We start from the raw sequence: 15,158 nt of genomic DNA on the forward strand, positions 1-15,158 counted from the left end.
CCCGCTATATAGCGGGCTTTTCAATTCAATGTATCGGAGTTCTATTTAAAAATAGCACCTGTTAATGCTACTTGAGAAAGTTCTTTACCCTCTTCTCCTATAAAAGTTATATAATACGGTCCGTCACCTGAAACTGTTCCTGTAATCGGAATAGCTATCATAGTGCCCTGAGAACCTTCTGGTTGAGCTGGTAATTTACCTGTGCCAATTACTGGTCCGTCTACCGTGTTTTCATGTATTTCGAAATCAAAGTACATGTTAGGTGGTGCTTGCCACCCTGCGGTTAACGAAACAGATTTCACTCCTTTTAAAGACATGTTTTCTAACATAAACCATCCTGTAGACTTACCGATAAGTAAAAGATCCATTCCCCCAAACTGCATTGCTTGCATTCCGTCCAATTTCATTTTGTCATTGAACTTTACGGTACTACTTGGTATTACGACAGATTTAGAACCTGTTAACGGTATAGTACCTTCGGCACCAGCATCTGTATAACTGGCAGTCAATACCAACATATTACCCGGTGCAGAAGACTCTGCTGTAATTGTTCCCTTAGCCGGTAATGATTTTACTTTTTTATCATCTCCGTTTAACGAAAGAATATACAATGCAATCTGTCTAGATTCATCTGATGTAACATTTGGATGTGCTGGCATAGTTACCTCGCCCCAAACTCCTGTACCACCGGTAACAATTTTACCTTGTATGTATGCCAATGCATCACGACGTTCTTTGTACTTCGCTGCAACATCTTTGTAATTCGGACCTATAGAAGCTTCTGCTTCTTTATGACATGTTTTACAATCCATTGCCTGCGTTAACGCTTTCCCTGTTACTGCTGCAGAAACTTGTTGGTGACCCATATTCATGGCGACCTTATCCATCCCTTCTAAATAATCAACACTTACAAAAATATTGCTTGGGTCGATTTCAGTGCCATCAGCATCTGTTACCGAAACATTATAGGCAATTTTCTGGCCTGGCAAGTAAAAAGCTGGTGCACTGTCACCTAATGATATGGCAACTTCTGGTCTAGAGTTACCAGCAACAATACTTGTACTTTCGCTGATTGCCTCTTCTCCTTTATCATCTGCAACGGTTACTTTCAACTTATAAACACCGGCATCTGCATAGGTATAACTTACATTTCCATCATTAGTTTCTTTGGTGTCACCGTTTCCAAAATCCCATAGATACTTTATGGCATCATTTTCACGATCACTAGCTTCTACTGTAGCGTTTACGGTCAACGGAGTTTTACCTGCTGTTTCGCTAACGGTGACCTCATTGATTAATGGTGGTCTATTTCCGCCATTGAATTCGATATATCCTAAAGATGAATTCGCATTTTGTGAGAACCAACCGCTACCGTATTCTAACAGGTAGATTTTACCATTAGGTCCAACCTCCATATCAATTAGGCTATTTACCTTAACCTCAGGAGCAAATGGTTCCATTTTACTGAAATTTCCATTTTTATCTAAATGTACCGCGAACATCCAACCACGCATCCAATCATAAATAATCACTTTACCGTCATAGTAGCTCGGCAGTTTCTCATCACCTTGAAACATATCTGAATAGTATGTAGGTCCTGCCATAGCATTTCTACCTCCTGTTCCCGTTTGCGGAAAATCTTGTGTATTTGCATATGGATAGTACACATAAGCAGGCATTGCAGGTGGCAATTCTGTTAACCCTGTATTGTTACGAGAAGTATTAATAGGCTTTGCAGGATCATATTCCGGTCCGCTTTCACCTGTTTCATAATTATACTCGTTATAGGCGTAATTGTCTCCAATAAATAGCGGCCAACCGAAATTACCAGCTTTTTTAGCTTGGTTCATTTCATCATAACCTCTTGGTCCTCTCGTACCTAAACTATCGGCACTTGCATCTGGCCCAACATCGCCCCAATACACATATCCCCTTTTCATATCTATAGATATTCTATACGGATTTCTATGGCCCATAGTATAAATCTCTGGTCTCGTTTTCTCTGTACCAACCGGAAATAAGTTTCCTTCGGGAATGTCATACGTACCATCTTCTTTTACTTTAATCCTAAGTATTTTACCACGTAAATCGTTAGTATTACCAGAAGAACGACGCGCATCGTACTGCTCATGACCAGGTGTGTCGTTTAAAGGTGCAAACCCATTATTTACATACTTCTCGTCTTTTTCATTAAAAGGAGTTGAGTTATCACCTGTTGAAAGATATAGTAAGTTATCTGGACCAAAAGCTATGGAACCACCGGTATGACAGCAAATCTCTCTTTGGCTGTCTACATCTATAATTACTTGTACTGACGCTACATCGAATTTACCATCAATGAATTTCATTCTAGCCAAACGATTTACAGACTTGTCGCCCGTGGGTGAATAGTACAGGTATATCCAATGGTTATTGGCGTAATCTGGATCTTTTTGTAAACCCATTAATCCTTCTTCCGCATTTACACCGGGTGTGTTCAATGTTTTGCTATAAACATCAAGTTTAAGCACTTCGCTAAGTGCTTTTGTCTCATCATTGTATAACATTACTTCTCCCCTACGTTGCGCTACCAAAACGTCTCCGTTAGGTAGAACAGCCATTTCTGTAGGCTCAAAAAACTGACCTTCGCTCAATGTAACTTTAGCAAAGCGATCAGCTTCTGGTGGAATTTGTGAGGTTACTTTAGAATAATCTAAATTTAAGTTTTCACCGATGGCATATTGAATTCCGCCTAACAAATGCTTTAAAAATAAATCTTCGGTAAAACTGGCATCTGCATGACCGCCACCTGTATAAAAAGCACGCCCACCATCAAAATCATGATACCAAGCTATAGGATGAAAATCTCCGTTTGCACCGCCTTCATATGTTGACTCATCTAAAGTCATAAGAACGTTTATGTCGGGATTGATGTTTTTGTAATTATACAATTCATCAGTTCTATTCCACACCGTATCGGTAAAAAACTGTGTAGCAACAAAATTCTTGTCCTTTACAATAAAATCTGCCGTTGGCATTCCCCTTGGGTGACTCAAAAATTGAGCTCCTGCCAAGTCATTGTACCAACCCCAGTCATATTCGGTATCTGCCGCAGCATGAACACCTACGTAACCTCCGCCTGCTTGAATGTAACGTTCAAAAGCAGCTTCTTGAAATTGATCAAGTACATTACCAGTAGTACTCATAAAAATAATCGCAGAATACTGTTTTAGATTTTCATCTGTAAATAGTTCGGCATTCTTGGTCGTATCGACCGCGAATCCGTTTTCTGTACCTAACTTTTGAATAGCAGCAATTCCGGCAGGAATCGATGCATGTTTAAAACCCATGGTTTTTGAGAATACCAAAACCTTAGGTTCTCCTTCTCGTTTATTGCCACCACAGGAGACAATACTAAGCGCAAAGCCCAAAAGCAGCGCAATGAAGATTTTTTTCATACGTAATTTGTTGTTGTTGTTGTTGTTTAGTTGATTTTATAATTTATAAAAATAGGGCGAGTTACTTTATTTACCAATACTTTATATTAATCATTGTACATTTATGATAGATAATTAACCATTTAGTACTATTATGCTAAATATACCCGAGTTTTATTTTAAAAATGACATTGAATTTAAAGATTGGTTACACAATAACCATTCTGAATACTCGGGAGTTCATCTCATTTTCTATGCTGTAGCTCATGAAAACAAAAGTATGCGTTGGGAAGAAGCTGTACAAGTTGCACTTTGTTATGGATGGATTGATAGCACGGTAAAAAGCTTAGGCGAGGGTAAACGGAGACAGTACTTTTGCCCACGGAAACCAAAAAGTGTTTGGAGTAAAGTCAACAAAAACCACATAAAAAAGCTTACAGCTAATGGAAGAATGCATGCTGTAGGATTGGCTTCAATTAAAATTGCAAAGGAAAATGGCTCTTGGACTTCTTTAGACGATGTAGAAAATGGAGTAATACCTGAAGAATTACAAATTGCATTTGACAAAAACCCCGATGCATTTAGCAACTTTAAAAACTTTACCCAAAGCCAACGTAAAAGCTACTTGTACTTTTTAAACCAAGCGAAGCGCCAAGAAACTAAAACTAAAAGAATCAATGAGATTATAGACCATTGCGCTGAAAATATAAAATATAGAAATGGTGGTGGTTGGCAAACTAAGAAATAGTTAAAAGCATTGTATTTCCCTATACAGTCATACTTTTCTAATTGTTAATTAAACCTTATTTTTGCAATCCTTTTGTGGTGTACCAAGCCAACGTGTTTCCGTTATTGGTTTTCCCGAAGATGTATTTCATGTCTAAATTACCTAAAGAACATCAGTTCTTAGATCTATCTGATTACGGTAGACCTCTTGCTTTTTTAATTGCTAACCGTTTAAAAACAACCATATTTACACCAATACACGTTACCATGGCCTTTACGTTCTGCGGACTTTTGGCTATAGTTTCTATTTTGAACGGATTTTATTGGTCAGCATTACTTTTTCTTGTTCTAAAATCTATTCTTGATGCCGCAGATGGTGAACTAGCACGATTAAAGAATACCCCGTCACATATTGGCCGGTACTTTGATTCAATTTCAGATTTTATATTAAATCTGCTTTTCATGCTTTCTATTTGGTATGTTACCAATGTTAGTATTTATTTGGTACTTTTAGCATTTGTGGGACTCGAATTACAAGGTACACTCTACAATTACTATTATGTTATTTTAAGAAATAAGCATGATGGCGATACCACAAGTAGGGTATTTGAAAATAAAACACCTACTGCCCTTCGCGGTGAAAATCAACAAACGGTAGACTTACTATATCGCATTTACTCATTTTGTTATGGTCCTTATGATCGTATAATTTATGGTCTTGATAAGAATGCCATAAAAGGGAAGTATCAACCTAATTGGTTAATGACAGCAGTCTCTACATTTGGGCTTGGTTTTCAATTATTACTCATTGGGCTGTTTTTAGTATTGGGTTTAAAAGCCTATATCATCCCCTTTTTTATAGGTTATAGTCTACTAATTTTTGTTTTTATCTTGACCAGACAATTATTAAACAAGTAATTATTTTTACCTTTCTGAATCAACCAAAAACAACATGAATATTTCAATTAAATTAAAACAGACGTGCCTTACCTTATGTTGCTTAACATTTCTTTTATCATGTAAATTTGAACCAAAAATCACCTATGATGTCATTATAAAAAATGGTCATCTTATTAATTTCGAAGATGGTTCTGTTTCTATTTCCAACATTTTAATTACCGATAATAGAATTGTTAAAATAACTTCTGATGCTGATTTAACTAACATAGAAGCTAAGACCGTTATTGATGCAAAAGGGAAATTTATAGTACCCGGCTTTTGGGATAACCACACACATTTTAGAGGTGGAGATTCTTTAATCAACGCAAACAAGAACTTTTTGAATCTCTTTATGGCTAACGGAATTACAACAGTACGCGATGCTGGTGGCGATCTTACCTCGTCTGTTCTAGAATGGCGAAAAGCTATAGCAAACAATGAACTCGTAGGACCTACCATTTTTACATCGGGACCTAAGATTGACGGACCTAATGGTACCTGGGCCGGTTCTTTAGAAGTGGATAATGATGAAGATATTTCTAAAGCTTTAGATTCTTTACAAGCTATACCGTCAGACTTTGTGAAAATTTATGATAGCCGTATTTCGGGTGAGAATTACTTAAAGGTGATACAGGAAGCCGAGAAACGAAATTTAATAACATCTGGTCATATGCCTTTTACCGTGGAACTTGAAGCTACTATTGATGCTGGCATTGATGCAGTAGAACATTTGTATTATATTATGAAAGGCTCTTCTTCTCAAGAGAAAGAAATCACACAACAATTTATTAATAATGAGATCGGATTTTGGGATGCCATGCCCCTACTCCAATCTTCATTTTCTGACTCGACCGCTTTAAAAACATTCGAGCATTTAAAATCGAAAAATGTATTTGTAGTACCTACCCTGCATATTGGTAAGGTGCTCAGCTATTTAGATGAAGTTGACCATACTAAAGATGACTACTTAAAATACATGAGTGTCGGAATTCAACAAACGTATAAAGGTCGAATTGACCGTGTAAAAAATTCGACCGAAAAACAGGTGACAGACCGTAAAGCACTTGATAATTTTTTCGGCGGACTTGCACTTAAATTGAATGAAAACGGAGTCTCGCTTTTGGCAGGATCAGATAGCGGAGCATATAACAGTTATACGTATCCTGGTATTTCATTACATAAAGAAATGGAAGCTATGGTCGCCATTGGAATTTCTCCGTTAGATGCTCTTAAATCTTCCGCTTATAACGGTGCTAAATTTTTAAAACAAGATGCTGATTACGGAACAATTACTGAAGGTAAAATTGCTGATATTGTTTTACTCAATAGCAATCCGTTAGGAGATATTAAAAGCACCCAAGACATCTTTATGGTGCTTTCAAATGGAAATCAACATACCAAAGCTGATTTAGACAACTTATTAAATTCTGCCATTGCCAACTAAACAAACTACTTTTATGAAAGCATTATTATCTTTCTTTTTACTCACCGTAAGCCTATGTTCTGCTCAAACACTCTTAAAACCAGACCAAGTCTTTGACGGCGCCGAATTACATACCAATTGGGTGGTTTTAGTGGAAGGAAATCAAATTACTTACGCAGGAAATGCCAACGGAATAACACTACCGAGAAACACCACAGAAATAGATTTAGCTGGCAGCACTTTAATGCCCGGCATTATCGAAGGTCACTCGCATGTTTTATTACACCCGTACAACGAAACGGACTGGAATGATCAGGTGCTAAAAGAATCGCCTGTTGAACGAGCCGTTAGAGGTACTGTTCATGTAAAGAATTCTTTAATGGCTGGCGTAACCACCATGCGAGATTTGGGTGCTGAAGGTGCCGGTTATACTGATGTATATTTGAAGAAAACTATTGATGACGGAATCATAGTCGGTCCAAGATTATTGGTTGCCGGTCCTGCCATTGTTGCTACAGGAGCATACGGCCCAAAAGGATTTCATGACGGTGTAACTGTACCATTAGGTGCTGAAGCAGCAAGCGGAGTTGATCAATGCATTGAAACGGTTCGTAGACAAATGGGTAACGGTGCCGATTTAATAAAAATATATGCTGATTATCGTTGGACACCCGGAGCCGATTCTAAAGCGACATTTTTACAAGAAGAAATTAATGCTATGGTTGCGACCGCTACTACAGCAGGAAAATACGTTGTTGCCCATGCCGGTACTCCCGAAGGAATGAAAAGAGCAATTCTCGGTGGCGTTGAAACTATTGAGCATGGTGATGGTGGTACACCTGAAATTTTTAAGATGATGAAAGATAAAGGAATCGGTCTATGCCCTACCCTTGCCGCTGGTGATGCAATCACACAATACAAAGGTTGGAACAAGGCGACCGACCCTGAACCTGATCGTATACAGCAAAAACGTAAGTCGTTTAAAATGGCTCTTGATTCTGGTGTACAAATTGTTTTTGGTGGTGATGTGGGTGTTTTTACCCACGGAGAAAATTATCGTGAAATGGAATTAATGGTCGATTACGGCATGAAGCCATTAGCCGTCTTAAAATCTGCAACATCTGGTAATGCCAGTATGTTTCACTTAAATCAATTAGGAAGCTTAAAAAAAGGATTTCTAGCTGATATTATTGCCGTAAAAGGAAATCCTATTCAAGATATCTCAGTTGTTAAAAATGTGTCTTTTGTAATGAAAGATGGGGTGGTTTATAAAAAATAGGAGTTAGGAGTTAGGAGTTAGGAAAAATTAAAATTTTAAAACTCATTCATTTCTAATTTAAGATGCAATGCTTGCACTTCGATTTTGCTCAATGCTCTAGTTGTAGCAAATAATGTTCTTAATCGAATTTATTTATTGAAATAAATATTTCTATCTAAACTGGCAAAATCTATCTGAGACAAATAATCAATTAAATAACTTGCTGCTGAACTGCAAGAGTGTATCTCTTCAACGTATTTCATTGTAATTGTAAAACTGTATCTATCAGCATAGGTAGAAGCAAAAGAAACCTGTTTATCTACATCATTATAACTAATAAAAGGGTATTCAACATGCGCCAATTTTAAATCGGGTACTATATATCCTGCTCCTTCACTAGGTAAATAATCAATGTTTGTCTTTTTAGCATTTTCATACATAACTTTATGAAAATTAATCATTCTAACTCTTTGCGATTCATATTTTATATTGTCCATATCTGCTGGAATAGGCTGCCCAATTCTTTCAAACATCTTTTTAGTTTCTTCTTTTACTTTAAGCGATTCTTCATAACCTAAAACATCCATTACATCTAAATCAGTAAAGGTAACCACCATTTCAACTCTATTTTTATAAGTTGGTATGTTCATCTTCAATTCATACTTTTCACCGCTATTGATATGGGAGGGATAAAAAACTGTTAATGATTTATCTTTTACTCTTTCTTCATAATTAGTTTCAGCAGAGAACCCATATTTATAAAATGGAATTTTTGGGAGTGCATCAAATAATTGTTCTACTGTCGCAGAATTATTTTGCAGACAATGATTTAGTTCCTTTTGATCTTTCACTAACTTAAAACACATTCCGTCTAAATTTCCGTGTTGTGCGGTTACATAAAAACTAGAAATAACACAGAAATAAAACACAAAATTTTTCATACTCAATGATAAATGTTTTAAACAATAGTTTTAAAAGTAAGCTGTAAGAAAGGAACTTTTAGATTTTTTAAAGTAGATAAATGTAGAATAAAACCATCAATTTTTTGCAAACTATTTAGACGTAACTGAAACATAGTTTTTAATGGTCAATGCACTAGAAATAATCCATATTATAAATGAAGTTTCAATAACTCGTTGTAAAACTCCGCGGTAATCTGATTCTGGATTGGAGAATAAGATGAATATAAAAATTCCGCTGATTATAGCCGTAGCCATTGCTATTTGAGATAATCTATAATAGCCTTCCATTTTCTTTAATCCCACTCCGACGCCGAAAATACATATCGGTAGAAAAATATAAGTTAGCGACCCCATGGCATTATGTATTAATTGCGATAGGCTAGAGTCTATAACGTCTGTTGGGCAACCTGCATCACACGGAAAAAATCCGACCAGTACAGAACCTAATCCATAGAATAATGCCAATCCGAAAAATCCGGATACTATTAATTTGGAACTTGGAAAATAGTTTGGAGCTCTGAAACAAAAAATGGTTATAAGAATTCCGCTAGGTACATATCCAAAGTACTGTAAATACCAACCATATGCAGTATCAGACGCAAAAGATTCACTAATATATTGACTTACTACACTGTAATCATCAATTAATAACGGACCTACAATAGCGGCAATTGCAAACAAGCTAACTCCTAAAATACCTATATACGCTACTAGTTTATTATTCATTCTGTCTTTGATTGGTTGCTTGTTCGACGACAGCGTGTATAGAATGTTACATTATTTAAAAATATTCTAGAGCTGACCGTCGCTATCTAACGCATTCATTACTTTAACAATTTCATCGTTTTCATATCGTAAAGGGTTAAAATTTGCGGCATATTCTGGTAAATCTTGCTTATCAAAAATATAACTAGCACATAACTTACCTGCTGCACAGGCGCTCATTGTACCATACCCGGCAAGTGCACCCACTACATAAACGTTGTCTACTTCAGTTTGCCCAATAAGCGGCCAGTTCTCTTTGGTTCTTGTATAATACCCTGCATATTCGATTAATGGTGTTGGAATATCATTTTCGTAAGCTGATAATTCAGGTATAAAACGACTGGCACCTTTCAATACAACTTGCGGAAAAAATTCGAAACCCGGTATATCAAATGAAGGTTCACTTTTTTCTGTTTGAAATGCCCAACCCAATTTAATACCCTCTGTTTCTGGTTTAATATGGAGACCGCCCGGGAATTCGTTCAACAACCATTTGTATTTCTCATCCGATTTAAAAAACTCCAATTCATCTTCAGACCAATCTAAATATTGCTTATCGGCATAAATAGTAAAAGGCATGTTTTTAGGTATAATTTTATTGGGGTCTGGTATGATAAATTTTCGTTGCAAGGTGTTCGAAATAGGAAACTGAAATCCGAACATATTCGCAATGGTATTTAAGAAAGGACCTGTAGCAATGACTACTTTATCAGCATCGATCGATTGGTTTGAGTCTAGTACAACCTTAAATTTAGCTGCGCTTTTTTCGATACTTACAATATTACCTTCTACCAATTTAAGCCCCATATTCTTTGCTTCTTTTAGCAATAAGGTACCCAAATCATACACATCAATTTTACCCGCGTTCTTTATACGAATTATCTTTTCTATTTTTTTATCGAGATAAGGAAAGTCTTTTTGAATTTCAGTCGTGTTTGTATACTCTTCTAAATAGTTAGTAGAACTTTCTTTGTCGCCAGAACCAAAAATAGGATTATCAATATCGTGACTAATAAAGTTATAGCCCGAATTTTTCATTTCAAAAGAGTCGTCTCCATATTCAGTTTTGAGTTCTTTCATTAACTCAATGCTATCACTAACAAACTGACGCATATTCTTCTCTGGCCAATAGTCCCTAAAGTTTTCGCCAGACTTACTTGTGGTAAATGATAGTGGTTGATTTTTATCAATCAATATTACCTTACAATCTTTTCTTTCTTTTAAAATATAGTATGCTGTTGCTACCCCTGCGATACCAGCTCCACAAATTGCAATGGTTTGTTTTTCATGTATCATAATTGATTTTTAAAAGATTTTATATTTCGTTTAAGAAAGGTACTTAATGCTACACACCAGCATTTTTGACTTAGGCAATAACATTATATTCATTGAATCTCTAAAAAATACAACCTTCATTAAATCAGTTATTTACAAAGCATCAGATTTGTTATTCTCTTCCCACTCTCTTCTTAAATCTGTAGAAAGAATACTGGTACCGTCATGTTTCCACCCAGGTGGTTTAGTTAGGTATTTAAACTTATTTACCAATGAGGTTTTTGATGTGAAGAAATCGCCTAGCATCTGGTACCATTCTGCAAAGGCAATTTTAATAGGGTTATATGTATCAATGTTCGCTACCAAACCATAAACAGGCTTTTCATCTTCTGGCTCGAAGGTTCCAAATATCCTATCCCAAATAATAAATACTCCGGCATGATTTCTGTCTAAGTACTGCGGATTGGTTGCATGGTGAACCCTATGGTGACTCGGCGTATTAAAAACGGCTTCAAACCAGCTGGGCATTTTCTTGATCATTTCGGTATGGATCCAATATTGATAGATAAGACTTACCGACATCTGTACCAATATCATTACCGGGTGAAAACCAATAAGAACTAACGGAGTCCAAAAAATGAAGGTGTAAAATCCGCCAGACCACGACTGTCGTAATGCGGTGCTTAAATTGTAATTTTTTGAGGAATGATGCACTACATGACTCGCCCAAAAAAAACGACTAACATGACTAGTTCTATGAAACCAGTAATAGCATAAATCTTCTGCGAAAAGTAAAATGATCCAAGACCACCATGCAAAGGGAATTTCAAACAGATGATAAAAATTATACAACAGGTAAAAGAAGCCCAATGCAATGCCCTTGGTTACCAAACCAATTGCCACATTGCCCAAACCCATAATAATAGAAGTACCGGCGTCTTTAAACTCGTAGTCATGGAGTTTCAACTTTACTGATAGAATAACTTCTAGAATTACAGTTACCGTAAAAAACGGAATGGCGTAGTGTATTAAATTGGGGATTTCAGGAATTTGCATGGCTTGTAATTAGTCTCTTTAAAGATAAAGATTAATTACAAAAGGTTGACTTACATATTTTTTCGTTTTTCAATCTCAAGTGCTCTCTTATAAAACTTTCTAAACTCTTCTTTTGAATATTTAGCGCGCATAGCAGAAAGAACATCAGACAAACCTAAGCTACACCAATCCCACAACATGGTATCAAAATTATAGGCGTACATCTGGTCTTTTACTTCTGCCCTAATCGTATCTACTTCTAGAGATGTGAATCCGTTTTCTATGAGTCTCGCGAGACAACGTTCTTCGTTTTCTTTGGTAAATTCGGTATCTAGATAATGCTCTAGAATCCAATCCCAATTCCAACTTTGAGGCATAAGTCTAATATTGTTACTTTCGGCAAACTGCTTCAGTTTTTCTTTATACTCTGCCGATACAAAAATGATATCATCTTTGACATGAATTTTGCACACTGTAAAATCAACCGACATGCATTCAATATCCATTGCAGAAATAACCGCTGTTGGGTATGCAATCGATGGCTCAAAAGGATACTCGCTTATTTCTATCTCCTTTTCTCCTATTTCAGATTTACCGATACCGCATAAAAGGTTTTTAGATCTAAAAATATTCTTAGAAGTACTAAAGCCTGTTAAAGGCATTTGCCCCTTAAAATTGAATATACTTTTAAGATATTTTATCATTTCAATTCCTATCACATTAAAACCTCTATTCTTGTAGAACAGGTTCTAATAAATCCCACTTATTACCGTATAAATCCTCAAAAACAGCAACCATACCATAAGGCATTTTTTCTGGAGACCGAATAAATTTGATTTTACATTCCATCATTTTGTAATAATCCCTCCAAAAATCATCCGTGTATAAAAATAGAAAAACACGACCACCAGTCTGGTTGCCTACACTTGCCAATTGTTTTTCGTCATCTGCTTCTGCCAATACTAACGAACATTCTTTAGACCCTGGCGGAGCTACAATTACCCAACGCTTACCATCGCCCAAGTCGGTATCTTCGATCAGATTAAAATCTAATTTCTTGGTGTAAAATGCAATGGCTTTATCGTAATCACCGACTACTAATGCTACACGTGCTATGGTCTGTTTCAAAGTATTCTACTTTTATGGATATTAAAAATACCGCTTATAAATTAGTTATCGCTGAAATATGGTTTTAATGGATTGTGGCGGGAATAAAATCTGCTATTTAGACCTCTTATTAACCATCTCGTGAATTATTGATACAAGAATATTTTACTCAGTGTTTATTTTTCATAATAATTCTATGGAAGAGCTTACCTTTAATAATTACTTACTATGAGAAGGATATCGTCACATAAATATGGAATGCTAATTTTGAATTCCATTTCTGAATAGAAAAGTTTGTGGATATTAAATACAGAATAGTTTATTAAGAGCGCCGGCATAGTTTAAAGAAAAGAATATGACATCAGATTTTTATAAAAACTTGATCGATAATAATAAAAAATGGGTAGCTGCTAAATTAGATAGCGATGCCGATTATTTCAAGAAATTGGAAAAAGGTCAGTCACCGCCATTATTATGGATCGGTTGTTCTGATAGTCGCGTACCTGCCAACGAAATAATCGGAGCAATACCAGGTGAGGTTTTTGTACATAGAAACATTGCAAATATGGTAGTGCACTCAGACATGAACATGTTGAGTGTATTAGACTACGCGGTAAATGTGCTGAAAATTAAACATATTATCGTGTGTGGTCATTATGGTTGTGGTGGCGTAAAAGCTGCTATGGGAAGCAAGTCTTACGGCTTGGCAGATAACTGGATCCGCCACATTAGAGATGTATATAGACAACATCAAAAAGAGCTGGGAGACATAACCGATGAAGAGAAAGTCTTTGACCGTTTTGTCGAATTTAATGCTATGGAGCAGGTGTATAACCTAGCTAAAACTTCGATTGTACAAAACGCTTGGGAAAGAGGTCAAGACCTTTATTTACATGGCTGGGTATATGGTGTAGGTACAGGAATCGTAAAAGATTTAGAGGTTAATTTTAGCTGTAATTCTCAATTAGAAGAGTTCTATAAACTAGGGATTATATGACTATAGTTTGATTACGAATAGAATCATTAATTTTCAAGAATATTGGTTTCAAATCCATCAATACTTTTGGTGTTTTTTTTACTCCAATACGCTTCAATTTTATCCTCTCCTTGTTTTTCAGACCAATCATTTAAGGTTGTTCGCTCTTCTTTAAAATCCATAAACGGAACCGCAAAACCGCAAGAAGTCTGCACTAAATCTACAGTCATTTCAATTATTTGCCTTGCCCCTATATTTTCAGGAAACAGTTGAGAAAAGTGATTAAAAACACTGTCACGTTTATGATATATTTTGGCTTCGCCATATAATCTTAAAATCATGGGCTTACCTTCAAAAGCACAGAACATGATGGTCATTCTATTATTCTTCAACAAATGAGCTGCAGTTTCATTACCACTACCCGTAAGGTTTAACCAAACAATTTTGCTCTGATTGATCACCCTAAAAGAATCTGTGCCTTTGGGCGAGACATTTACATTGCCTTCAGCGGCTGCTGTGCCCACAAAAAATATCTTCTGGTTTTCTATGAATTCTTGTAATGCGGGAGTGATAGCATCTAATTTCTTTCCCATGGTTTCTTGTTTAATTGATGATCGACCTAATTTACTACCCTTAAAAAGGTTATCATAAACTGGCTGTCATTTTTCCTAAATTAATCTTCTCGGCTTTAGTAAATTTTATATCACGTACATATTCCATTTTACCCCATAAATACGTATTTCCTTTTAGACCTTTAGTCATTCTCATTCTACGGTTCAATCGTTTTGTTTCTTGTTCGGTCGCTAATCTTCTTTCGCCAAGCTCACCATATAATTTTATGGCGGGATAGTCTGAAAACTTTTCTTTGAACAATGCTCCAAGCCAAAATAACCGACTACTATTCACCCCAAGAAGACATACATTTTTATTCGTTTTTGCGTGTAATGGTAATTTCTTTGGGAATTTTTCGAAATAAAATCCGGATTGATTATCATTCAAAAACAACGAACCAATTGGCGTGACAGTCGGGTTGTTCTCCGCATCTACAGATGCTATTGAAATATGAAAATTAGAACTAAAACTCTTATTGAAATGGGTTCTTATCTTTTTCCAGTCTTGAGTAATTTTCATTTTTTATTATTTTACTAAAAATTAGAATAAACGCTTAAATCATAAGACTTACTCCCTAATTATTTTTTGAATATCTTTTTGTTCAATGATAATTTTAAGCAACTGGCTTTTCCGTTCTGCTTCTACCTGATTTTTAAAATTCAAT

Annotated in this window: 14 protein-coding genes; 5 read left to right on the forward strand and 9 right to left on the reverse strand. The window is 35.9% G+C overall.

Features of this window, described 5'->3' with window-relative positions; all coding sequences use genetic code 11:
* Positions 1-41: 41 nt before the first annotated feature.
* Positions 42-3,437, reverse strand: a complete 3,396-nt coding sequence (locus ACEN2N_RS05890; protein ID WP_441823446.1) for a ThuA domain-containing protein — start codon at positions 3,435-3,437, stop codon at positions 42-44.
* Positions 3,438-3,570: 133 nt separating this feature from the next.
* Between ACEN2N_RS05890 and ACEN2N_RS05895 the strand changes: the two genes are divergently transcribed.
* The 4 genes from ACEN2N_RS05895 (at position 3,571) to ACEN2N_RS05910 (ending at position 7,783) form a co-directional block, all read left to right on the forward strand.
* Positions 3,571-4,164, forward strand: a complete 594-nt coding sequence (locus ACEN2N_RS05895) for a YdeI/OmpD-associated family protein (RefSeq protein WP_441823447.1) — start codon at positions 3,571-3,573, stop codon at positions 4,162-4,164.
* Between the two features lie 128 nt (positions 4,165-4,292).
* Entirely contained in the window at positions 4,293-5,060 is a 768-nt protein-coding gene (locus tag ACEN2N_RS05900; protein WP_441823448.1) for a CDP-alcohol phosphatidyltransferase family protein, read from the forward strand.
* 34 nt (positions 5,061-5,094) lie between these two features.
* Positions 5,095-6,525: an amidohydrolase family protein gene (locus ACEN2N_RS05905; RefSeq protein WP_441823449.1), complete on the forward strand. Its 1,431-nt coding sequence runs from the start codon at positions 5,095-5,097 to the stop codon at positions 6,523-6,525.
* 13 nt (positions 6,526-6,538) lie between these two features.
* Entirely contained in the window at positions 6,539-7,783 is a 1,245-nt protein-coding gene (locus ACEN2N_RS05910) for an amidohydrolase family protein (RefSeq protein WP_441823450.1), read from the forward strand.
* Between the two features lie 128 nt (positions 7,784-7,911).
* Here the strand turns inward: ACEN2N_RS05910 and ACEN2N_RS05915 are convergent, their stop codons facing one another.
* The 6 genes from ACEN2N_RS05915 to ACEN2N_RS05940 all read right to left on the reverse strand — a co-directional run bounded on the left by ACEN2N_RS05915 (position 7,912) and on the right by ACEN2N_RS05940 (position 12,927).
* A complete protein-coding gene (locus ACEN2N_RS05915) occupies positions 7,912-8,703 on the reverse strand; it encodes a hypothetical protein (protein ID WP_441823451.1) in 792 nt (263 codons plus the stop codon).
* Positions 8,704-8,814: 111 nt separating this feature from the next.
* Positions 8,815-9,450 carry a DUF998 domain-containing protein gene (locus ACEN2N_RS05920; RefSeq protein ID WP_441823452.1) on the reverse strand — a complete coding sequence of 212 codons (636 nt, stop codon included), beginning with the start codon at positions 9,448-9,450 and terminating at the stop codon, positions 8,815-8,817.
* A 66-nt stretch (positions 9,451-9,516) separates the two neighbouring features.
* Positions 9,517-10,785 (reverse strand): NAD(P)/FAD-dependent oxidoreductase, encoded by a 1,269-nt coding sequence (locus tag ACEN2N_RS05925; protein ID WP_441823453.1) that lies wholly within the window; start codon positions 10,783-10,785, stop codon positions 9,517-9,519.
* 132 nt (positions 10,786-10,917) lie between these two features.
* On the reverse strand, positions 10,918-11,820 hold the full coding sequence (locus ACEN2N_RS05930) for a sterol desaturase family protein (RefSeq protein WP_441823454.1): 903 nt from the start codon (positions 11,818-11,820) through the stop codon (positions 10,918-10,920).
* Positions 11,821-11,870: 50 nt separating this feature from the next.
* Positions 11,871-12,503, reverse strand: coding sequence for a DUF7079 family protein (locus tag ACEN2N_RS05935; RefSeq protein WP_441823455.1), 633 nt, complete (start codon positions 12,501-12,503; stop codon positions 11,871-11,873).
* A gap of 25 nt (positions 12,504-12,528) precedes the next feature.
* A complete protein-coding gene (locus ACEN2N_RS05940) occupies positions 12,529-12,927 on the reverse strand; it encodes a VOC family protein (protein WP_441823456.1) in 399 nt (132 codons plus the stop codon).
* Positions 12,928-13,261: 334 nt separating this feature from the next.
* Here ACEN2N_RS05940 and can point away from each other — a divergent pair, with 334 nt between their 5' ends.
* On the forward strand, positions 13,262-13,903 hold the full coding sequence (gene can / locus ACEN2N_RS05945; protein WP_424000687.1) for a carbonate dehydratase: 642 nt from the start codon (positions 13,262-13,264) through the stop codon (positions 13,901-13,903).
* Positions 13,904-13,929: 26 nt separating this feature from the next.
* On the opposite strand, the gene ACEN2N_RS05950 is transcribed toward can, so the two are convergent.
* Positions 13,930-14,475, reverse strand: coding sequence for a pyridoxamine 5'-phosphate oxidase family protein (locus tag ACEN2N_RS05950; protein WP_441823457.1), 546 nt, complete (start codon positions 14,473-14,475; stop codon positions 13,930-13,932).
* Positions 14,476-14,527: 52 nt separating this feature from the next.
* On the reverse strand, positions 14,528-15,013 hold the full coding sequence (locus ACEN2N_RS05955) for a hypothetical protein (protein ID WP_441823458.1): 486 nt from the start codon (positions 15,011-15,013) through the stop codon (positions 14,528-14,530).
* Positions 15,014-15,158 lie beyond the last annotated feature (145 nt).

This window comes from Maribacter spongiicola (genome assembly GCF_052119685.1).
Taxonomy (GTDB): Bacteria; Bacteroidota; Bacteroidia; order Flavobacteriales; family Flavobacteriaceae; genus Maribacter; species Maribacter spongiicola_A.